Source organism: Streptomyces venezuelae ATCC 10712 (assembly GCF_008639165.1).
Lineage (GTDB): Bacteria > Actinomycetota > Actinomycetes > Streptomycetales > Streptomycetaceae > Streptomyces > Streptomyces venezuelae.
In genome coordinates this window covers 3,576,036-3,595,204 of record NZ_CP029197.1, presented here as the reverse complement: position 1 = coordinate 3,595,204, position 19,169 = coordinate 3,576,036, and the positions used below count along the sequence as shown (strand labels likewise).

Genomic DNA, 19,169 nt, shown 5'->3' with positions numbered 1-19,169 from the left:
CGGGTGGCCGGCGGGGACAGATGGGGCAAATGCCCGTAATCGTGGTGATCGCGGATACGCTCGGGCCATGAGCTGGCTCCGGGCGTTGAAGGAGACCGCCCGCTCCGGGCTCACCGTCGAGCGGCGGCGGCTCGATCCCGTCATCGCCGCCCGCGCGGCCCTCGGCCTCGCCCTGGTCGTCGGCTTCTCCCTCGCCGTCTTCGGCCCGGCCGTCGCCGCCTCCTCGGCCTTCGGCGCCTTCCAGGCGGCGATCGCCACCTTCCAGCGCTCCTGGCGCCCCCGTCCCACCCTCGCGATGGCCTCCGGCGCCAGCCTCGCCGTGTCGACCTTCATCGGCTATCTCGTCGGCGCGCACGAGGGCCTCTTCCTCGCGTTGCTGCTCCTGTGGACGTTCCTGTCGGGGCTCGCCTGGGCCGCCGGTCCCACGGCCGGCATCATCGCCTCCTCCAACGTGGCGATCATGCTGGTGACCGTCACCCTGCCGACCTCCGTCGCCACGGCCGCCGGGCACGCCGCCATGATCTTCGCGGGCGGGGTCGTCCAGGCCGCCCTGGTCGTCCTCCTCCCGGTGCGCCGCTGGGGCGCCCAGCGCGACGCCCTCGCCGACGCGCTCGCCGCCGAGGCCGACTACGCCCGCCGCCTCCGGCACGACCCGGTCGCGCCGTTCGACCCGCTGCCCCTCATGACCGCGCGGAACGCCGCAGCCGTGACGCCCGGGCAGGCCCGTCGCCGTCCGTCGGAGCTCCACGGCGCGCGGGGGCTCGCGGAGCGCATCCGGCCGGTGCTCGCCTCCCTCGCCGACCCGGCGGTGGGCGTCCCGGAGGAAGGCCCGGCACGCGCGCGCGTGCGGGAGCTTCTCGCGGCGGCGGCCGCCGTCCTGGACGCCGCCGCGCACGCGATCCGGCACGGCGAGCCGGTCGTCCTTTCGCCGCCCGCCGTCGCGGCCCTGCGCACCCCCGACACCGGCGCGATCCTCCACGGCCCGTCCCGCCGCGCCGCCCTCCGGCTCGTCGCCCTGCTCGGCGACGTCGTCGAGACGGCGGAACCGAGAACGGAGACCTCGGGACCCGACGCGGAGACCGGCGCAGTGGCCGGCGGGGAGGCCGGCACGGTGGCTGGCGGGGAGGTCGGCGGCGAGGCCGGCACGGTGGCCGACGGGGAGGCCAACGCGGAGACCGGCGCAGTAGCCGGCGGGGAGGCCGGCACGGGCGCCCGCAGGCAGGCGGACGCGGAGGCCGGCACGGTGGCCGGTAGGAAGGCCGGCGCGGATGCCGGCGGGGAGGCCGGCACGGTCTCCGGTGGGATCGCGGGCGGGATCGCCGGCGGGGTCCGGCCGCTCCCCCTGGCCCGCTCCCGCCCCACCCTCCTCCGCCTCGCACCCATCGTCGTGGCGAAGGCGCGCGCCGAGTTGCGCCGGGACTCCCCGATCCTGCGGCACGCGATCCGCGTGTCGGCGGTCACCGCCGCCGGCTACCTCCTGGGCGCGGTCCTCCCCTTCGGCCACGGCTACTGGGCGCCGATGGCCTCGGTGATGGTGATGCGCCCGGACTTCTCGCAGACGTACGCGCGCTCGGTGGCCCGGTTCGGCGGCACCCTGGTCGGGGTGGCCCTGGCCACGGCGGTCGTGCAGTCGGCCCACCCGGGCACGTACCTGTCGGCGGGGCTCGCGGTGCTGTGCGCCTTCGCGATGTACCTGCTGATGCGCACCGGGTACGCGGCGGGCCAGGTCTTCGTCGCCGCGTACGTCGTGTTCCTGCTCGGCATGGAGGGCGTGGGCGTCACCCAGACCGTACGGGACCGGGTGATGCTGACCCTGATCGGCGGGCTCCTCGCGATGCTCGCGTACGCCGTCTACCCGGCCTGGGAGACGCCCCGGCTGCGCGGCAGGCTCGCCGACTGGCTGGCTTCCGTCGGCCGGTACGCGGCGGCCGTCACCGCGCGGTACGCCGACCCGGCCGGGCCCGCGAGCCCCGACGTACGCGAGGCGCTCCTGAACACCCGAGCGGCCCGCGTGGCGTGGCAGGAGGCGGTGGAGCGCGCCACGCACGAGCCCGTGCGGCACCGGGGCCTCTCGCACGCGGCGGTCGAGCAGGCCGACCACGCGCTCGCCGAGTTCGGGCGGGTGGCGATGCTCATGGAGGCGCACCTCCCGGAGCGCGGGGCTCCGCCCGTCCCGGCCGCCGCCGCCCTCGCGGAGTCGCTGCGCCGGGCGACCGAACGGGGCGCCAAGGAGGTACGGGAGCGCAGGGCGCCGCAGTGGGACGACCTGCGCGAGACGGTCGACGGCTGGTCCGACGACCCGCCGGACCACTTCCTGCTGCACAAGGGCGCGGTGCTCCTCCTCCAGGCGCTGGACGAGGTCACGACGGCCCTGACGGATTCCCGGCGACCGCGTTAGACGAGTTTCGCGAGCATGTCATCCGGGGCGGGGTCGGGAGGAGTTGGTAGGGGGAGAGGGCCGTGGACGCAGGCGGTCCCTCCACCGGCACTCGTCTCAGGAGCACGTGGATGAAGAAGTACTGGCTGGCGGCCGCGGGCGTCGTGGCCGCCGTGGCGATCGCGGCACCGTCGGCCGTCGGAGCGTCCGCGCAGACGCCCACCGCGACCCGCCCGGCCGCCCCGGCCAAGCCCGCCGCCCAGGCGAAGCCTGCAACCCCGGCCAAGCCCGCCGCCCCGGCCCCCGTGGTCGCTCCTGCCAAGGCGGCCGTGCCCGCCCCGAACCCGGTCCGCACCGTCCGCGCCGGCCAGCGCGTGGACGCCGGGCAGGGGTACACCGTGTGGCTGACCCGCGACGGCAAGCACTGGAGCGGCCCGGACGGCTACGAGAACTTCCGCAGCGTCGTCGACGGCAACATCGACCGTTCCCAGCCCGGCGTGAGCCACCAGAGCGAGGGGGACGCGACGGGCGTCTTCCACTCCGGCCTCTTCTACGGGACCCGTAACGTGGGCCGGGTCGAACTGACCGACTCCGCCGGCCGCAAGACCGTCGCCACCCTCCTCGCCCTGCCGGGCCGCCCCGACTGGGGCGTCTGGTACGCGAGCACCGGGCCGGTCGACGGGAACGGCGGCGGCAGCCACGGCGTCTCCCTCTACGACCGCGGGGGCAAGCTCCTGGCCGAGCTCCCCCGCTTCGACTTCCCGGCCGGCCGAGGCTGACCTCGGCCGACCGTGGCGGAGACGTGGCGGGGCCCGGCACGGGGCTGGCCCCGCCACACCACCCTCACACCCCTGACGCCGACCGACTCCGACCCATCGCGAGGTCCGACACCGTGACGTACGAGTCCGCCGCCGACGACGACGGCTTCGCCGAGTACGCCGTCGCAGCCTGGCCGCGTCTGGTGCGGACGGCCCAACTCCTCACCGGGGACTTCCACGAGGCGGAGGACCTGGTGCAGACGACCCTCGCCAAGGTGTACGGGCGCTGGCGGCGGGTGCCACGCGGAGAGATCGACCTCTATGTGCGCCGGTCGCTGATCAACAACAACCTCAGCCGGATCCGCCGGAAGCGGGTCGTCCATCTGCTGACCCCGGTCCTGCCGGAGTCGCTCCGCCACACCTCGGCGGGTCATGCCGAGGCGGTCGAGCAACGCACCTCGATCCTGGAGGCGTTAGCCGATCTGACGGCCCGCCAGCGCGCGGTCATGGTGCTCCGGTACTGGGAGGACCTGACCGAGCTGGAGATCGCGAGCGTGCTCAACTGCTCGATCGGCACGGTCAAGACCCATGCCCGGCGGGGCCTTGCGGCGCTTCGCGCCCACCCCAGGCTCGCCACCACCGCCGCCAACGCCGCCGCCCCCGTTTTTCCGCCGCCTCTGCCCGCACCTTCCGGAGCCCGCCGATGACCCCCGCCAGCCCGGCCACGCCCCCCGACCGAGCCCCCGACTCCGGCTCCGGCGACGAAGGCTCCGACGCGACCGGCCCCACCAGCGACGACGGCTCTGACGCGGCCGACCCCACCGGCGACGACGGCTCGTACGCGACCGGCCCCACCGGCGACGACGGCTCCGACGCCGCCGACCTGGCCACCGCCGCCGACCTCCGCGCGGCGTTCGCACGGGCCGCGTTCGACGTGACCCCCGGTCCCGTCCCGCTGGCCGCCGTGCGGAGGGCGGGCCGGGCGCGCCGGAGGCGGCGTACGACGGCCTTCTCGGCGCTCTCGGTGCTGGGCGTCGCGACGGCCGTGGCGGCGGTCGTCGTCCTGACCCCCGTACGGCCGGCCCCGCTCTCCTCGGGCCCGGAGCCCGTCGCCGTACCGCCGACGGGCGTCCCGTCGGCCGCCGCCGCCAGTTCGGCGCCGGCGGTGCGGACGAGCCAGCAGCCGCCTCCGCCGCCCGCGCCGACGCCGATCAAGGTGGTGGCCTCCGGTGAGCGGGTGGCCGCAGGGAAGGGCTGGAAGGTCTGGCTGACGAAGGAGGGCAAGCACTGGACGGGGCCGGACGGCTACGAGAACTCCCGCAGCGTCACCGACGGCAACATCGACCTGGGCAGCCCGGGCGTGAGTCACCAGAGCGAGGGGGACGCGAAGGGGGTCTTCCACTCGGGGGTCTACTACGGGACCCGGACGGCGGGCCGCGTCGAGCTGAGGAACGCGGCGGGGCGCACGATCGTTGCCACCCTGCTCGAACTGCCGGGGAAGCCCGGCTGGGGGGTCTGGTACGCGCACGGCGGGGCGAAGGACGGGGAGATGAGTCCGGTGCTGTACGACCGGTCGGGCGTCCGGCTCGCCGAGCTGCCGCTGATGCCCGCCGGCGACCCGGGGAGCGGAGATCAGAACCCGTAGGGTGAGGGGCGGACGCGGCCCGTACTCGCTGGTAGCACGCTGAGTCGCGTAGCCGCTACGCAACCCCCCGTGCACGTGCATCTGCTCATGCATCGGCATATGAACACAGCTATGATCCGAGGAAGTTGACACCTGCACCAAGCAACTCGGGGAGCTACCAGTGCATCATGCGCATCGTGCGTACAACGGCATGGCGGCCACGGAGCTGCGAGGCGTCGTGTGGCAGAAGAGCAGGCACAGCAACTCCCAGGGATCCTGCGTGGAGTTCGCCAAACTTCCGGGGGGAAACGTTGCCGTCCGCAACTCGCGCCACCCCGACGGACCCGCCCTCGTCTACACACCCGCGGAGATAGAGGCGCTCCTCCTCGGCGTCAAGGACGGGGAGTTCGACCACCTGGTGTGAGACCCGCGTACGTGCGCGTGCCTCCGGAGACGTACACGCGCGCGTGCCTACGGAGACGCGTACGCGCGCGTGCCTACGCCAGAAGGGCCCCGGCGGTGATCACCGCCGGGGCCCTTCCATGTTCCGTACGCGCCGCCCGGGGCGACGCGGCTACTCCGGGCCGATCCGGAACAGCGCCCACACCACCTTGCCGCGCAGGGTGCCGGCGAGTGGATGCCATCCCCAGCTGTCGCTGAACGAGTCGACGAGGAACAGCCCGCGTCCCGACTCGGCGGCGAAGTCCTCCTCGCCCCCGCGCGCCTCCGGGCTCTGCCGGCTCGGGTCGCGCACGGCGCACACGAGGCGCGAGGACCAGCGCATCAGGTGCAGCCGGACCGGCGGGTTCTGGCCTTCCTCCTGGGGCGCGTCCGCGGGCACCGCGTGGCGCAGTGCGTTGGTGACGAGCTCGGAGACGACCAGGGCCACGTCGTCGAAGCGTTCGGTCAGTTCCCAGCGGTCGAGGGTCGCACTGGTGAACTTCCGGGCTCCGCGCACGGCTTCGTACCGCGCGGGAAGCGCGCAGGAGGCGGAGGTGGAGACGGCGCCGGGATCGATCGGCGGAAGGCCCTGCCGTAACGGCTCGAGCACGGTCGATCCATTCGTCCCCATGCGAGGCACTCCCGGGAATCGCGACTGTGGTGCGACAACACGACAACACGAACGAGTACGCGGCTGCGCGGGGTCCATGGTTCCGAATGCGACCACTGGATGCAAGGGCAGATGCACGTGCACGCGCCGGACCTGTCCGCCCCCGTGCCTAATCTGTGCATAAGTCGTCCGGCCCTGGAGGGGAACTTTCCACGTCTGCCCGGAAGTCGCCGTCTTTCCGTAATCGAATGTGTACGCGCTGAAGCGTTTGGTGGCAGAATCCGGGGCTCGACGGGGGCTCGACACCGTAAGGGGAGGCTGGAGCCGTGACCGCAGGCGAATCGGGCGGAGCGAGCGGGAGTGTGGTGCGACGCATCCTGCTGGGCTCCCAGCTGAGGCGGTTGCGCGAGTCGCGCGGGATCACCCGCGAGGCGGCCGGCTACTCCATCCGCGCGTCCGAATCCAAGATCAGCCGCATGGAGTTGGGACGGGTGAGCTTCAAGGCCAGGGACGTCGAGGATCTGCTCACGCTGTACGGCGTCGGGGACGAGGCCGAGCGCGGCTCGCTCCTCGGGCTCGCCCGTGAGGCCAACGTCGCGGGCTGGTGGCACAGCTTCGGCGACGTCCTGCCCGGCTGGTTCCAGACGTACATCGGTCTGGAAGGCGCCGCCTCCCTCATCCGCGTCTACGAAGTGCAGTTCGTCCACGGCCTGTTGCAGACCGAGGCGTACGCACAGGCCGTCGTCACCCGGGGCATGCCCGACGCGCCCGCCGCCGAGATCGACCGCCGGGTCGCGCTCCGGCTCGAACGGCAGAAGGTGCTCGTCTCCGAGCGCGCCCCGCAGTTCCACGCGGTGCTCGACGAGGCGGCGCTACGCCGCCCCTACGGCGACCGGTCCGTCATGCGCGGCCAGTTGAGGCATCTCATCGAGGTCTCCGAACATCCGGGCGTCACTCTCCAGATCATGCCCTTCAGCTTCGGCGGACATGCCGGCGAGAGCGGCGCCTTCACCATGCTGAGCTTCCCCGAGTCCGACCTCTCCGACATCGTCTACCTGGAGCAGCTCACCAGCGCCCTCTACCTCGACAAGCGCGAGGAGGTCGCCCAGTACCAGCGGGTCATGGAGCGGCTCCAGAAGGAAGGTCCGGATCCGGCCGAAAGCCGTGATCTTCTCCGTGGACTCCTCCAACTCATCTAACACATCAGTACGATGACGTGACATCAGTTCCGACGTCACTTCTGTCATCCGTGCGGAAGTAGAGCGGGTAGAGGGGTCTCGATCCATGTCGCACTTCACCGACCTGGCCCACCAGTACATCGACGGCGAGTGGAAGCCGGGCAGCGGCTCGTGGGACATCATCGACTTCAACCCGTACACGGGGGAGAAGCTCGCGTCGATCACCGTCGCGACCGCCGGTGAGGTCGACCGCGCCTACCGCGCGGCCGAGCGCGCCCAGGCCGAGTGGGCCGAGACCAACCCGTACACCCGCCGTCTCGTCTTCGAGCGCGCCCTGCGGATCGTCGAGGACCGCGAGGACGAGATCTCCGAGACGATCGTCGCCGAGCTCGGCGGCACCCGCCTCAAGGCCGCCTTCGAACTGCACCTCGCCAAGGAGTTCCTGCGCGAGGCGGTCCAGCTGGCGCTGCGCCCCGAGGGCCGCATCCTGCCGTCGCCGGTCGACGGCAAGGAGAACCGCGTCTACCGCGTCCCGGTCGGCGTCGTCGGCGTCATCTCCCCGTTCAACTTCCCCTTCCTCCTGTCGATCAAGTCGGTCGCGCCCGCACTCGCCCTCGGCAACGCGGTCGTCCTCAAGCCGCACCAGAACACCCCGATCTGCGGCGGCACCCTCGTCGCCAAGGTCCTGGAGGAGGCCGGCCTCCCGGCCGGACTGCTGAACGTCGTCGTCACCGACATCGCCGAGATCGGCGACGCGCTCCTGACCCACCCGATCCCGAAGGTCATCTCCTTCACCGGCTCCGACAAGGTCGGCCGGCACGTCGCCACGGTCTGCGCGCAGAACTTCAAGCACGCCGTGCTCGAACTCGGCGGCAACAGCGCCCTGATCGTCCTCGACGACGCCGACGTCGACTACGCCGTGGACGCGGCCGTCTTCAGCCGCTTCGTCCACCAGGGCCAGGTCTGCATGGCCGCCAACCGCATCCTCGTGGACCGGACGGTCGAGGAGGAGTTCACCGAGAAGTTCGTGGCGAAGGTGAAGACCCTGCGCGTCGGCGACCCGGCCGACCCCGCCACCCACATCGGCCCGCTCATCAACTCCCAGCAGGCGGAGGCCGTCTCCACGCTCGTCGACCAGACGGTGGCCGCCGGCGCGACCGCGCTCCTGCACGGCACGGTCGAGGGCAACCTCGTCTCCCCGTCCGTCCTCACCGGCTTCGCGCCCGACGCCCCGGTCCTCGGCCAGGAGATCTTCGGCCCGGTCGCCCTGATCGTCCCCTTCGACGGCGAGGAGGAGGCCGTCCGGATCGCCAACGACACCCCGTACGGGCTCAGCGGCGCCGTCCACACCGGGGACGTCGAGCGGGGGGTGCGGATCGCCAAGCGCATCCACACCGGCATGATCCACATCAACGACGGAACCGTGCACGACGAGCCGATCGTGCCCTTCGGCGGCGAGAAGCACTCGGGCATCGGCCGGCTCAACGGCGAGGCGATGGTGGAGAGCTTCACCACCCAGAAGTGGATCTCGATCCAGCACGGCCGCAGCCGCTTCCCGTTCTGATCCCTGATTCTCCGCGGTTCCTTCCCGGCGCGCACTTGCGGACCGTAGTTGTCCGCAAGTCTCCGTAGCGTGGTCCGTGTCGAGAAGGCGCAACTACGGAAGGCGGACATCATGGTGGCTCTCGTCCCCACGGAGACGTACGGCGACGAGCGCGGCGCGCTCCTCAACTTCATCGAGGCACAGCGCGCCGCGATCCGCCGCTCGCTCCTCGGACTCACCGAGGAGCAGGCGGCCTCGCGGCCCAGCGCCAGCGAGCTCAGCCTCTCCGGCCTGCTCAAGCACGTCGCCGAGGTCGAGCTCAACTGGCTCCGGCTCGCCCAGCAGCGGCCGAACGAGCGCCAGCGCACCCAGGACACCTGGGACGAGGCCTTCCGGCTCATGGACGGCGAGACCATCCCGGAGATCGTGGAGTTCTGGGCGGGCGTGGCGAAGGAGACCGAGGAGTACGTCCGCTCGGTGCCGAACCTCGACGACACGTTCCCGCTGCCCCCGGCGCCCTGGTTCCCCGCCGGCGGACGGGTCTCGATCCGCTGGATGCTGCTCCACCTGGTGCAGGAGGCCGGCCGGCACGCCGGGCACGCGGACATCATCCGCGAGTCCCTGGACGGCAAGGGGTCCTTCGAGCTGATCGCCGCGGAGCAGGGGCAGGGCTGATCCCGCCCGGCCCCCGCCGCCGCGCGTACCCTGGTCAAAATTGACTAGGAGGTACGGCGATGTCGGCGATCCGGCTGCTCGTCCTGGGCGCGGTGAAGCAGCACGGCCGCGCCCACGGCTACCAGGTGCGCAACGACCTGGAGTACTGGGGCGCGCACGAGTGGTCCCATGCCAAGCCCGGCTCGATCTACCACGCGCTGAAGCAGATGGCGAAGCAGGGGCTGCTGCACGCGCACGAGGTGGCGCCGAGTGCGGTCGGCGGGCCGCCGCGCGTCGAGTACGAGCTGACCGAGCGCGGTCTCGAGGAGTACTTCGCGCTGCTCCGCGAGGCGCTGACCACGTACGACCAGCGGGTGGACGTCCTGTCGGCGGGCATCGGCTTCATCGTGGACCTGCCGCGCGCGGAGGCCGCCGAGCTGCTGCGGCAGCGGGTGCGGGCGCTGGAGGAGTGGCGGACCGCGGTCACCGAGTACTACACGCCGGAGGGCGGCCCCGGCCAGCTCGGGCACATCGGCGAGATCATGCACATGTGGGTCCACTCGGCGGACGCCGGCAAGGAGTGGACGCTGGGTCTGATCGAACGGATCGAGGGCGGGGCGTACGTGTTCGCGGGCGAGGGGGATCCGTTCGTGGGCGTCCTCGCCGAGGGCGAGGAGAACCCCTTCGCGACCTGAGCGCGGGAAGAGCATGGCGCATCAGCAGCGCTAATCAAGTTTGACTAAGTCTGCGCGAGGGCATAACTTGCTCCGTCGGCGGCGAGTAATCAAAGTTGACTACTGCTGTGGTCAAATTTGACTACATGGATTTCGGGAGGAAATCGACATGGCGGCGACACAGGACGCGATCCTCGTGGAGGGCGCACGCAAGCGGTACGGAGAGAAGGAAGCCCTGGCAGGCCTCGACCTCACCGTCCGGCGCGGCACGGTCCACGGCCTGCTCGGGCCCAACGGTGCCGGCAAAACCACGACCGTACGGATCCTCGCCACCCTCCTCCGGCACGACGAGGGCCTGGTGCGGGTGGCGGGCCACGACGTACGGACCGGGGCGCGGGAGGTGCGGCGGCGGATCGGGCTGCTCGGACAGCACGCGGCCCTCGACGAGGAGCTGGGCGGCCGGCAGAACCTGGAGATGTTCGGCCGGCTCCACCACCTGGGCGCGCGACGGGCCGGGACGCGGGCCGAGGAGCTCCTGGAGCGCTTCGGCCTCACCGACACCGGCCACAAGCCCGTCAAGCAGTTCAGCGGCGGCATGCGGCGGCGGCTCGACCTGGCGGCCTCGCTGATCACGGAGCCCGAGGTGCTCTTCCTCGACGAACCGACGACCGGACTCGATCCACGCGGGCGTGGCGAGGTCTGGGAGTCGGTGCGCTCGCTCGTGGGCGGGGGCACCACGGTCCTGCTGACCACGCAGTACCTGGAGGAGGCGGATCAGCTGGCCGACCGGATCTCCGTCGTGGACCGGGGCCGGGTCGTCGCGGACGGCACCCCCGACGAGCTCAAGGCGCTGGTCGGGGTGGACCGCATCGACGTGGTCGTACGGGACGGGGCCCGGCTCGACGAGGCGGCCGCGCTGCTGCCCTTCGCGCGGGCCGAGGTGACCGTGGACGGCGACCGGCGCCGGCTCAGCGCACCGGTGGCGGACCGGATGGCCTCGCTCACCGAGACGGTGCGGGTGCTGGGGGAGGCGGGGATCGAGGCGGAGGACATCGCGCTGCGGCGGCCGACGCTGGACGAGGTCTTCCTCCGCCTGACGGGCGGCGGGGACACGCCGGACGGCCAGGACGCGACGGGCGGGCCGGACGGGACGGGGGAGCCGGGCACCAAGGGGGCGCCGGGTGGGACGGAGGCGCCGGGTGGGCGCCAGGGACGGGAGGTGACGGCATGAGTGCCGCGTACGTGGTGAGCGACTGCTGGACGATGACCCGCCGGGAACTGGCGCACTGGGCGCGCCAGCCGGTACAGGTCCTCGTCGGGCTCGTGTTCCCGGTGATGATGCTGCTGATGTTCGGCTACCTGGTCGGCGGCGGACGGAGCGTCGACGGGGACTACGTCGACTTCCTGGTGCCCGGGATGCTCACCCTGACCATGGTGTTCGGGCTCGAAGGCACCATGACGGCGGTGACGCAGGACCTGAACAAGGGCGTGATCGACCGGTTCCGGTCCATGCCGATGAGCGACGGCGCGGTGCTGGTGGGGCGGGCCGCCGCCGACATGCTGCAGTCGACGGTGGGGCTGCTCGTGATGGTCGGGGTGGGGTACGCGATCGGCTGGCGGGCCCACGGGGGCCTGGGGAGCACGCTGGGAGCGCTGGGGCTGCTGCTCCTGCTGCGCTTCGCGATGCTCTGGATCGGCATCTTCCTCGCGCTGGTCGCGGGTCGAGCGGAGCTGGTGCAGGCGGTGCAGATCCTGGTGTGGCCGGTCGGCTTCCTCTCCAACGCGTTCGCCTCGCCTGACTCGATGCCGGGCTGGCTCGGGACCTTCGTGGAGTGGAACCCGATGTCGGCGACGGCGACGGCGGTCCGCGAGCTCTTCGGCAACCCGGGCGGCGAGCCGGGGCACGTCTGGGCGGCGACCGTGTGGCCGCTGGTGCTGCTGGGGCTCTTCTTCCCGCTGGCGGTACGGAAGTTCGGGCGGCTGGGGAAGTAGCGGCGCGGAGGTGGGAACCCGGGGGCGGTGAGCGGTGTATTGAAAGCAGCGGTTCACCGCGGACCGCCCGAGGGAGGACAGGGGGACGAGCGATGCGCGGGCCGATGGGAGTGGCGGGCGCCGTCGTGGCGCTGGTGCTGATGGTGGTGACCGGGTGCACGGACTCGGGGGCGAAGCCCGGTGGGGGAGCGGGGAGTTCGGGGAGCCAGGGAGGCCCGGGAGGTTCGGGAGGCTCGGGTGCCTCGGGGACTCCCCGGCCCCCGACGGTCTCGGGGGCCCCGTCTCCGGCGGCCCCCGGTGCCCCGCCCGCGGGGGCGTTCGGGGCGCCGCCCCGGATACCGTCCGCGCCCGCGCTGCCCGGCTGGGCGCACAGTCTGGGCTTCGCGCGGGACGGCAGCGGGTTCGCGCTGCTCGCCGAGTGCGTGGGTGATCAGGCGGCCCCGGAGAGCGGCTTCTGCCGGCAGCACGTGGCCGTGCTGGACGCCGGGGCGCGGGAGTGGGTGCTGCGGCGGTCGCCGCTGCCCCGGGTCCTGGGGACGGAGGGCGTCTCGTCGAACCTCCTGTCGCTGGGTCCCGGCCGGGCGCTGGTCGAGGAGGGCGGGCCCGGTCCGGCCGCGCGGACCTGGTTCACCCAGGACGGCGGCCGGAGTTGGCGGCCGGGCGAGCAGCGCACGGTCGGTACGACCCCGGACATACCCGAGGGGGCGGTGCTCGCCACCGACTGCGCGGACCCTGCCGAGGCACTGCCCGACGCCTGCGAGCGGGAGCGTCTCGTGGTGGTCTCGCCGCGGGACGGGCGGCGCCGGGCGCTGGCCCGGGGGCCTCTGCTGGGGGCGCACCCCCGGCCCCAGGGGCAGCCGGAGCCCGACGGTTCCTGGTGGGTCTCGGGCACGGACCCGCTGTCGGGCCGGGCGGCGGTCGCCTTCTCCCGGGACGGCGGTCGTAGCTGGACGGTGAGCCGGCTGCCGAGCCCGGCCATGGACTCCGGGTGGTACACGGCGGTGGCGGTGGGGAAGGACGCGGTGTACGCGGCGGAGATGGGGGATCTGAGCGGTGGCGGCGAGCCCGTCAAGAACCCGATGCGGGCCCTGCACCGTTCCGTGGACGGCGGCAGGACCTGGCAGCGGATGTGGACGACGGGGCCGAGCGAGGAGCCCCGCACGCTGCTCGGCCTGCCGGTGCCGGGGCCGGGTGGCCGGGTGGAGATCGGCGCGGAGCTCTCGGGGTACCGGAGTGAGGACGGCGGCCGTACGTTCGTCCGGCTCAACGACGGCACGCACCACACCCGCCGCACCCCGCTCGGGCTGCTGCGTGAGGCCTCACGCTGTCAGTACGCGCTGACCGCGGACGGGGTGCGCTGGTCGGAGTTCCGGCTGGCCTGCGACGACCTGGGGCCCGGCTGAGAGGCACCCCCTAGTGGTGGAAGGAGGTCGCGGCGTCCTTGTCGTGGGTGAACGGGCCGGACTGGCGGCGCAGTTCGGGCAGTAGCCGGCTCAGGTCCTCGATGAGGAGCCCGGCGAGGTCGGCGGAGAAGCCGTTGCGGCAGACCACGCGCAGGACGGACAGGTCCTCGCGGTTCTCGGGGAACGTGTAAGCGGGGACGAGCCAGCCGTGTTCGCGCAGGCGCCGGGAGACGTCGAAGACGTTGAAGTTGGTGACGTCGGATGCGGTGGTGAAGGCGAAGACGGGCAGCTGGTTGCCGAGGGTGAGGAGCCGGAAGTCGCCCATGGCCTCGATCCGTTCGGCGAGGCCGCGGGCGATGTCCCGGGAGGTCTGCTGCACCGCCCGGTAGCCCTCCCGGCCGAGCCTCAGGAACGTGTAGTACTGCGCGACGACCTGGGCGCCCGGCCGGGAGAAGTTGAGGGCGAAGGTGGGCATGTCGCCGCCCAGGTAGTTGACGCGGAAGACGAGCTCCTCGGGGAGTTCGGCGGCGGAGCGCCACAGGGCCCAGCCGACGCCCGGGTAGACCAGGCCGTACTTGTGACCGGAGGTGTTGATCGAGGAGACGCGGGGGAGCCGGAAGTCCCAGACCAGGTCCTCGTCGAGGAAGGGGGCGATCATGGCGCCGGAGGCGCCGTCGACGTGGACGGGGATGTCGAGTCCGGTGCGTTCCTGGAGGGCGTCCAGGGCGGCGCAGATCTCGGCGACGGGTTCGTAGGAGCCGTCGAAGGTCGAGCCGAGGACGGCGACGACTCCGATGGTGTTCTCGTCGCAGAGCGCGGCGGCGGACTCGGCGTCGAGGTGGAAGCGGTCGCCCTCCATGGGGACGAGGCGGGGCTCGACCTCCCAGAAGTTGCAGAACTTCTCCCAGCAGACCTGGACGTTGACCCCCATGACCAGGTTGGGGCGGGCGGAGCCCGGGTAGCGGTCGGCGTTCCGCTTGGTCCAGCGGCGTTTCAGGGCCATGCCGGCGAGCATGCAGGCCTCGCTGGAGCCGGTGGTGGAGCAGCCGACGGCCGCGCCCGGGTCGGGGGCATGCCAGAGGTCGGCGAGCATGGCGACGCAGCGGCGCTCCAGTTCGGCGGTGCGCGGGTACTCGTCCTTGTCGATCATGTTCTTGTCGCGGCACTCGCTCATGAGCACGCCCGCCTGGGGTTCCATCCAGGTGGTGACGAAGGTGGCGAGGTTGAGCCGGGAGTTGCCGTCGAGCATCAGCTCGTCGTGGACGAGCTGGTAGGCGCTCATCGGGGGGAGCGGGCCGTCGGGCATCCGGTGGTGGGGCGGGGCCTCGGTCATACCGCCGACCGGGTTGGCGGCCTCCCCGAAGAAGGGGTTGAGGGCGAGCCGGCGCTCGCGCCCGGCGGGGGAGGCGGCGGGACCCTGGTGGAGCGGCATGGGGACTCCTTCTGGTTCTCCGGCTGGATCTCCGGGGAGGGGGGGGCGGGGAGAAGAGGGGGCGGGACGGGGGAGGGGGAGGGCGGGGGAAGCGAGGGGCGGAGAGGGGAAGGGGGCGGGGTCAGTGCAGGGCGTTGCCCTGTTCGTCGAGTTCGAGCTGGGGCCGGCCGGTGACGACCAGCCAGGCGGGGAGGGAGGCCAGGCAGAGCAGGGCGAGCATCGCGGGGGAGTCGGCGATGACGGCGGCGACGAAGAGGCTGATCCAGCCCTGCCGGGTGGTGGCGAGCAGGACGCCGAGGACGCCGGAGGAGACGGCGACGGCCGGGTGGACCTCGGGGACGAGGGCCTGGGCGAGCATGCCGAAGGCCGCGCCGACGAAGACGGCGGGGAAGATGCGGCCGCCCCGGAAGCCGCAGGAGGCGGCGACGAGGAGGGCGGCGAGTTTGACCACGGCCAGCTTGGCGAGTTCGCCGGAGGACCAGCCGCCGATCGAGGAGGTGAGCTCCTCGACCTCGTCCAGGCCCTTGAAGAGGGTCAGGTGCCCGCCGAGGGCGCCCAGGAGGCCGAGCACGAGGCCGCCGGCGGGCAGCATCAGCATGGGGTGGCGCAGCCGCCGGAAGGCGGCGTGGACGGAGGGGAAGAGGTAGCAGGCGGCGAGACCGAAGAGGGCCGCGACCGAGGCGATCGCCAGGGCGGCGAGGAGGTCGTCCCAGCCGGGGTCGGTGAGCGGCGGGAGGTCCATGTCGAAGCTGGGCTCGGCGAGCAGCTGGGTGGTCATCGAGCCGGCCCCGGCGGCGACGAGCGGGGCGAAGAGCCGGTCCCAGAGGGAGCCACGGCCGGGGCGGCCCACGAGGGCCTCGGAGATGACGAGGGCGGCGGCCACCGGCGTACCGAAGAGGGCGCCGATGGTGGCGGCGGAGGCGAGCGAGACCCAGAAGGCGCCGGGCAGGGTGGGCGCGGCCTTGCGGCCGAGCCAGAAGGCGAGGGCGATGTTGGCGGCGATGATCGGGTTCTCGGGGCCGAGGCTGACTCCGCCGGCGAGGGTGAGCGTGCTCGCGAGCAGGAGTCCGGGGACGATCCCGGGGGCGAGCGGTGGGCCGCCGAGGCCCATGGCGGCCGGGTCGGGCCCGGCGTGCCCGGGGACCTTCCAGATGACGAGGCCGACGGCGATACCAGCAGCGGTGAGCACGCTGATGATCCAGAGGGAGGAGTGGCCGCCGATGTCGAGGGCGTCGGGGAGGTCGTTCCACAGGACGTGCTGGAACTTCTCCGCGAGGGCGCTGATGCCCAGGAAGAGCAGGGCGGCTCCCACTCCGACCGCGAGCGCGGGAAGCACCTGGGGCAGCAGGACCCGGAGCGGGGCCTCGTCGGTGGGCGGTGACGGCGTGGGCGGAGCATGATCGGTGGCCACCGCCCCACCATAAGTGAGCAAATGCCGCAGAACATTCCGAAATTAGGCTCGAACGGACGTGCCGGGCCCGTAGGCCCGGCGGCCCGCGGGTCCGCTCACGCGCGCGGGGCGAGCACTACGGCTGTGCCGTATGCGCAGACTTCCGTGCCTACATCAGCCGCTTCCGTCACGTCGAAGCGGAACATGAGGACGGCGTTCGCGCCGCGCACCTGAGCCTGTTCCACCAGGCGTTCCATCGCCTGGTTGCGGGTCTGCACCAGGGTCTTCGTCAGACCCTTCAGCTCCCCGCCGATCATCGATTTGAGCCCCGCGCCGATCTGGCTGCCCAGATGGCGGGAGCGGACGGTGAGTCCGAAGACCTCACCGATCACCTGGCGGACCTCGAAGCCCGGCACGTCGTTCGTCGTGACGACCAGCACCTCGGGGTGCGGCCCCTGGCCGCCTCCGTACTCGTCGATGCCCATCGGCATGCACCTCCTGAGCCCTCAGCCTCAGGGGCGCGGGCCCCGTTCGCATCCCGTGGGCTCCGGGTGGAACCGGTCGCGTTCAGCTCACGTTGATAGCTTGGGGCCAGCCGTCCCCCCATGTCCCCCCGACCGCAGGAGCCCGGAACCCGTGAACACGCTTGCCCTCGGACCGAGCTGGTTGGACCCGGACTATCTGATCGGGACCTTTGGTCTGATCGGTGTCCTGGTCATCGTCTTCGCCGAGTCCGGCCTCCTCATCGGGTTCTTCCTGCCCGGCGACTCGCTGCTCTTCACCACCGGCCTGCTGGTGACCACCGGAAAGCTGGACACGCCGCTCTGGCTGGTCTGCACCCTGGTGGTGGCCGCCGCGATCATCGGTGACCAGGTCGGGTACCTGTTCGGCCGGAAGGTCGGCCCGGCGCTCTTCAAGCGACCGGACTCCAAGCTGTTCAAGCAGGAGAACGTCGAGAAGGCGCACGAGTTCTTCGAGAAGCACGGCCCGAAGTCGCTGATCCTGGCCCGCTTCGTGCCCATCGTGCGGACGTTCACGCCGATCATCGCGGGCGTCAGCCGGATGAACTACCGCTCGTTCATCACGTTCAACATCATCGGCGGTGTGCTCTGGGGCGCGGGCGTGACCCTGCTCGGCGCCTCCCTCGGCAAGATCGACTTCGTGCACAAGCACATCGAGATGATCCTCGTCGGGATCGTCCTGATCTCCGTGATCCCGATCGTGATCGAGTTCCTGCGCGCCCGCTCCCAGTCGAAGAAGGCGCAGGCCCGCGGCGACGACCACGACGCCCCCGGCACCCCGAACCCGCAGGGCTCCCGCCGCCGCCACGCCAAGCGCTGAGGCCCGGCGCCGGGCCCGTACGGCCCCGGCGCCCGTTCCGTACGGGCCAGGGACCCCGTCGCGTACGAGCCCCGGCCCCTAGAAGCCCCTGGTGCGCTTCGCCGCCCGGCGGGCGGCGGCGGCGCCGGGGGCCTGCATGAAGAGCCGGGCCAGCTCGCTCCCCAGGTTCACGCCGATCGCGATCGCCAGGGCCAGGGCCGACGCCTTCGCGAGGGAGGCGAAGCCCTGGTCCAGGTTGTTCTGGGCGATCGCCAGCACTCCGAAGTACGTCGCCGAACCGGGCAGCAGCGGGCCGATCGCCGCCGTCACGTACGGCAGCGACGAGGTGTGCTCGTACCGGGCGATCAGCTGCCCGAAGAGCCCCACGAGCCCCGCCGCCACCGCCGTCGCCATGACCGCCGAGCCCTCGGCGGTCACCGCGATCGACGCGTACACCACCCACGCCACCCCGCCGTTCAGCGTCGCGAAGAGCACCGTCGCCCGCGACTGCTGCAGAAGGATGGCGAAGGTCGCGCACAGCACCATCGAGGCCAGCGTCTGCGTCACCGGCCGCTCCACCGCCTTCAGCGTCCCCTCGGGGTTCAGCTGGGCGTCGAACTGCACGGCGATGTACAGCACCGACAGCACGCCCACCACGATCGCGACGAAGAAGTACGCGACCTCCAGGAGCCGGGCCGAGGCCGTGATGTAGAAACCGGTCAGACCGTCCTGCACGGCCGCCACGAGCGCCCGCCCCGGGATCAGCGCGAACAGGCCACCGGTGATCACCGCCGACGGCCGCAGATCCGCGTGCAGCAGCGTCAGCAGCACCCCCATCGCGGCCGGCGGCATCGCCGCCACCAGGAACTGGTAGAACTCCGGCAGCCCGCGCCCCGCGCACAGCCACGCCAGCCGGTCGCCGAGCACCGCGCCCAGCGCCGCCACGAAGAAGACGGTGGGGCCGCCGCCCAGCAGCACCGAGGCCGCCCCGGCGAGCACGCCCGCCGCCGCCGTGAGCACCCATCCGGGGTACGGGTGCCGGTTGCGCCGTATCTCCGCGAGCCGCCGGTACGCCTCCTCGGGCGTCACCTCGTGCGCCCGCGCGTTGATGTCGGCGAGCAGCGTGTACACCGACGCGAGCCGCGTGTAGTCCGTGCCCCGGCGCCGTACCGTCCGGTTCGCCGTGAGCGGCGCGTCCACCAGCGAGGGCTGGAACGTGACCGAGAGCAGGGTGAACGTCACCGTCGGCTCGACCCGGTCGAGACCGTACGAGCGGCAGATCGCGAACATCGCCGCCTCGACGTCCTCCGCGCCCTCACCGCCCGCGAGCAGCAGCTCGCCGATGCGCAGCGTCAGGTCGAGCACGCGCGGCACGGAGGGGCCGGTCTCGTCCTCCTTGCGCACCGCCTCGGGCACCGGCCGGTCACCCACGGGCAGCCGCAGCATGGTCCGCATCCGGTCCTGCCACGGAGCGTTGTGCGGGAGCCGTACCAGGGGCACCCCGTACGCGGGGGTGAAGGCGGGCGGGGAGTTCTTGGCCGAGTACGTGGCCGGCGTCGCGAACGCCGAACCCTCCGGCTCGGCCGGCGGTTCGGTCGAGAGACCCGGCGGAAGGGCGAACTCGGAGGTCGGGTGCTCCTCCTCGGGCGGTGCGGGCTGCTCCACCCCGGCGGGCGGCACGAACGCGCTCCGCGCCTCGTCCGACTGCGGTTTCCGGTCCTCCGGGTCGACCTCGGGACCGTTCTTCGAGCCGTCCGGCTCCGCCACCACTGT

Annotated in this window: 18 protein-coding genes; 13 read left to right on the top strand and 5 right to left on the bottom strand. The window is 72.5% G+C overall.

Going from position 1 to position 19,169, the window contains the following annotated elements:
* Nucleotides 1-67: 67 nt before the first annotated feature.
* From DEJ43_RS16355 to DEJ43_RS16335, 5 genes are all read left to right on the top strand, one after another.
* Nucleotides 68-2,398: an FUSC family protein gene (locus DEJ43_RS16355; RefSeq protein WP_015034481.1), complete on the top strand. Its 2,331-nt coding sequence runs from the start codon at nt 68-70 to the stop codon at nt 2,396-2,398.
* 110 nt (nt 2,399-2,508) lie between these two features.
* A complete protein-coding gene (locus tag DEJ43_RS16350; protein WP_051025889.1) occupies nt 2,509-3,156 on the top strand; it encodes a hypothetical protein in 648 nt (215 codons plus the stop codon).
* Between the two features lie 113 nt (nt 3,157-3,269).
* Entirely contained in the window at nt 3,270-3,842 is a 573-nt protein-coding gene (locus DEJ43_RS16345; protein ID WP_015034479.1) for a SigE family RNA polymerase sigma factor, read from the top strand.
* A complete protein-coding gene (locus DEJ43_RS16340; RefSeq protein WP_015034478.1) occupies nt 3,839-4,780 on the top strand; it encodes a hypothetical protein in 942 nt (313 codons plus the stop codon). Before DEJ43_RS16345 ends, DEJ43_RS16340 begins: the two co-directional genes overlap by 4 nt.
* Nucleotides 4,781-4,970: 190 nt before the next feature.
* The gene (locus DEJ43_RS16335) at nt 4,971-5,183 is read left to right on the top strand and encodes a DUF397 domain-containing protein (RefSeq protein WP_030219358.1); all 213 of its coding nucleotides are present in this window, start codon (nt 4,971-4,973) and stop codon (nt 5,181-5,183) included.
* Nucleotides 5,184-5,333: 150 nt separating this feature from the next.
* Here DEJ43_RS16335 and DEJ43_RS16330 read toward each other — a convergent pair whose 3' ends face one another.
* Nucleotides 5,334-5,831 carry an ATP-binding protein gene (locus tag DEJ43_RS16330; RefSeq protein ID WP_015034476.1) on the bottom strand — a complete coding sequence of 166 codons (498 nt, stop codon included), beginning with the start codon at nt 5,829-5,831 and terminating at the stop codon, nt 5,334-5,336.
* A gap of 305 nt (nt 5,832-6,136) precedes the next feature.
* Here DEJ43_RS16330 and DEJ43_RS16325 point away from each other — a divergent pair, with 305 nt between their 5' ends.
* The 7 genes from DEJ43_RS16325 to DEJ43_RS16295 all read left to right on the top strand — a co-directional run bounded on the left by DEJ43_RS16325 (nt 6,137) and on the right by DEJ43_RS16295 (nt 13,254).
* On the top strand, nt 6,137-7,009 hold the full coding sequence (locus DEJ43_RS16325) for a helix-turn-helix domain-containing protein (protein ID WP_015034474.1): 873 nt from the start codon (nt 6,137-6,139) through the stop codon (nt 7,007-7,009).
* Between the two features lie 85 nt (nt 7,010-7,094).
* Complete coding sequence (locus DEJ43_RS16320; RefSeq protein ID WP_015034473.1) at nt 7,095-8,552, top strand: aldehyde dehydrogenase family protein; 1,458 nt, start codon at nt 7,095-7,097, stop codon at nt 8,550-8,552.
* Nucleotides 8,553-8,663: 111 nt separating this feature from the next.
* Entirely contained in the window at nt 8,664-9,206 is a 543-nt protein-coding gene (locus DEJ43_RS16315) for a DinB family protein (RefSeq protein ID WP_041662542.1), read from the top strand.
* A 59-nt stretch (nt 9,207-9,265) separates the two neighbouring features.
* Nucleotides 9,266-9,880 carry a PadR family transcriptional regulator gene (locus DEJ43_RS16310; RefSeq protein WP_015034471.1) on the top strand — a complete coding sequence of 205 codons (615 nt, stop codon included), beginning with the start codon at nt 9,266-9,268 and terminating at the stop codon, nt 9,878-9,880.
* Nucleotides 9,881-10,028: 148 nt separating this feature from the next.
* Nucleotides 10,029-11,090, top strand: a complete 1,062-nt coding sequence (locus tag DEJ43_RS16305; protein ID WP_015034470.1) for a daunorubicin/doxorubicin resistance ABC transporter ATP-binding protein DrrA — start codon at nt 10,029-10,031, stop codon at nt 11,088-11,090.
* Entirely contained in the window at nt 11,087-11,851 is a 765-nt protein-coding gene (locus DEJ43_RS16300) for an ABC transporter permease (protein ID WP_015034469.1), read from the top strand. Before DEJ43_RS16305 ends, DEJ43_RS16300 begins: the two co-directional genes overlap by 4 nt.
* Nucleotides 11,852-11,943: 92 nt before the next feature.
* A complete protein-coding gene (locus tag DEJ43_RS16295) occupies nt 11,944-13,254 on the top strand; it encodes a WD40/YVTN/BNR-like repeat-containing protein (RefSeq protein ID WP_015034468.1) in 1,311 nt (436 codons plus the stop codon).
* A gap of 10 nt (nt 13,255-13,264) precedes the next feature.
* Here DEJ43_RS16295 and gad read toward each other — a convergent pair whose 3' ends face one another.
* From gad to DEJ43_RS16280, 3 genes are all read right to left on the bottom strand, one after another.
* Nucleotides 13,265-14,686: a glutamate decarboxylase gene (gad, locus tag DEJ43_RS16290; RefSeq protein WP_015034467.1), complete on the bottom strand. Its 1,422-nt coding sequence runs from the start codon at nt 14,684-14,686 to the stop codon at nt 13,265-13,267.
* 121 nt (nt 14,687-14,807) lie between these two features.
* Nucleotides 14,808-16,097 (bottom strand): ion channel protein, encoded by a 1,290-nt coding sequence (locus tag DEJ43_RS16285; protein WP_015034466.1) that lies wholly within the window; start codon nt 16,095-16,097, stop codon nt 14,808-14,810.
* A gap of 95 nt (nt 16,098-16,192) precedes the next feature.
* Nucleotides 16,193-16,561 carry a YbjQ family protein gene (locus DEJ43_RS16280; protein WP_015034465.1) on the bottom strand — a complete coding sequence of 123 codons (369 nt, stop codon included), beginning with the start codon at nt 16,559-16,561 and terminating at the stop codon, nt 16,193-16,195.
* Nucleotides 16,562-16,712: 151 nt separating this feature from the next.
* Here DEJ43_RS16280 and DEJ43_RS16275 point away from each other — a divergent pair, with 151 nt between their 5' ends.
* A complete protein-coding gene (locus DEJ43_RS16275; protein WP_015034464.1) occupies nt 16,713-17,417 on the top strand; it encodes a DedA family protein in 705 nt (234 codons plus the stop codon).
* Nucleotides 17,418-17,495: 78 nt separating this feature from the next.
* Here DEJ43_RS16275 and DEJ43_RS16270 read toward each other — a convergent pair whose 3' ends face one another.
* A complete protein-coding gene (locus DEJ43_RS16270; protein WP_015034463.1) occupies nt 17,496-19,166 on the bottom strand; it encodes a threonine/serine exporter family protein in 1,671 nt (556 codons plus the stop codon).
* Nucleotides 19,167-19,169 lie beyond the last annotated feature (3 nt).

What these genes read in the sequence shown, in the direction of transcription:
- DEJ43_RS16355 (WP_015034481.1), top strand. Translation starts at nt 68, where the DNA reads ATGAGCTGGCTCCGGGCGTTGAAGGAGACCGCCCGCTCCGGGCTCACC.
- DEJ43_RS16350 (WP_051025889.1), top strand. Translation starts at nt 2,509, where the DNA reads ATGAAGAAGTACTGGCTGGCGGCCGCGGGCGTCGTGGCCGCCGTGGCG.
- DEJ43_RS16340 (WP_015034478.1), top strand. Translation starts at nt 3,839, where the DNA reads ATGACCCCCGCCAGCCCGGCCACGCCCCCCGACCGAGCCCCCGACTCC.
- DEJ43_RS16335 (WP_030219358.1), top strand. Translation starts at nt 4,971, where the DNA reads ATGGCGGCCACGGAGCTGCGAGGCGTCGTGTGGCAGAAGAGCAGGCAC.
- DEJ43_RS16330 (WP_015034476.1), bottom strand. Translation starts at nt 5,831, where the DNA reads ATGGGGACGAATGGATCGACCGTGCTCGAGCCGTTACGGCAGGGCCTT.
- DEJ43_RS16320 (WP_015034473.1), top strand. Translation starts at nt 7,095, where the DNA reads ATGTCGCACTTCACCGACCTGGCCCACCAGTACATCGACGGCGAGTGG.
- DEJ43_RS16315 (WP_041662542.1), top strand. Translation starts at nt 8,664, where the DNA reads ATGGTGGCTCTCGTCCCCACGGAGACGTACGGCGACGAGCGCGGCGCG.
- DEJ43_RS16310 (WP_015034471.1), top strand. Translation starts at nt 9,266, where the DNA reads ATGTCGGCGATCCGGCTGCTCGTCCTGGGCGCGGTGAAGCAGCACGGC.
- DEJ43_RS16305 (WP_015034470.1), top strand. Translation starts at nt 10,029, where the DNA reads ATGGCGGCGACACAGGACGCGATCCTCGTGGAGGGCGCACGCAAGCGG.
- DEJ43_RS16300 (WP_015034469.1), top strand. Translation starts at nt 11,087, where the DNA reads ATGAGTGCCGCGTACGTGGTGAGCGACTGCTGGACGATGACCCGCCGG.
- DEJ43_RS16295 (WP_015034468.1), top strand. Translation starts at nt 11,944, where the DNA reads ATGCGCGGGCCGATGGGAGTGGCGGGCGCCGTCGTGGCGCTGGTGCTG.
- gad (WP_015034467.1), bottom strand. Translation starts at nt 14,686, where the DNA reads ATGCCGCTCCACCAGGGTCCCGCCGCCTCCCCCGCCGGGCGCGAGCGC.
- DEJ43_RS16280 (WP_015034465.1), bottom strand. Translation starts at nt 16,561, where the DNA reads ATGGGCATCGACGAGTACGGAGGCGGCCAGGGGCCGCACCCCGAGGTG.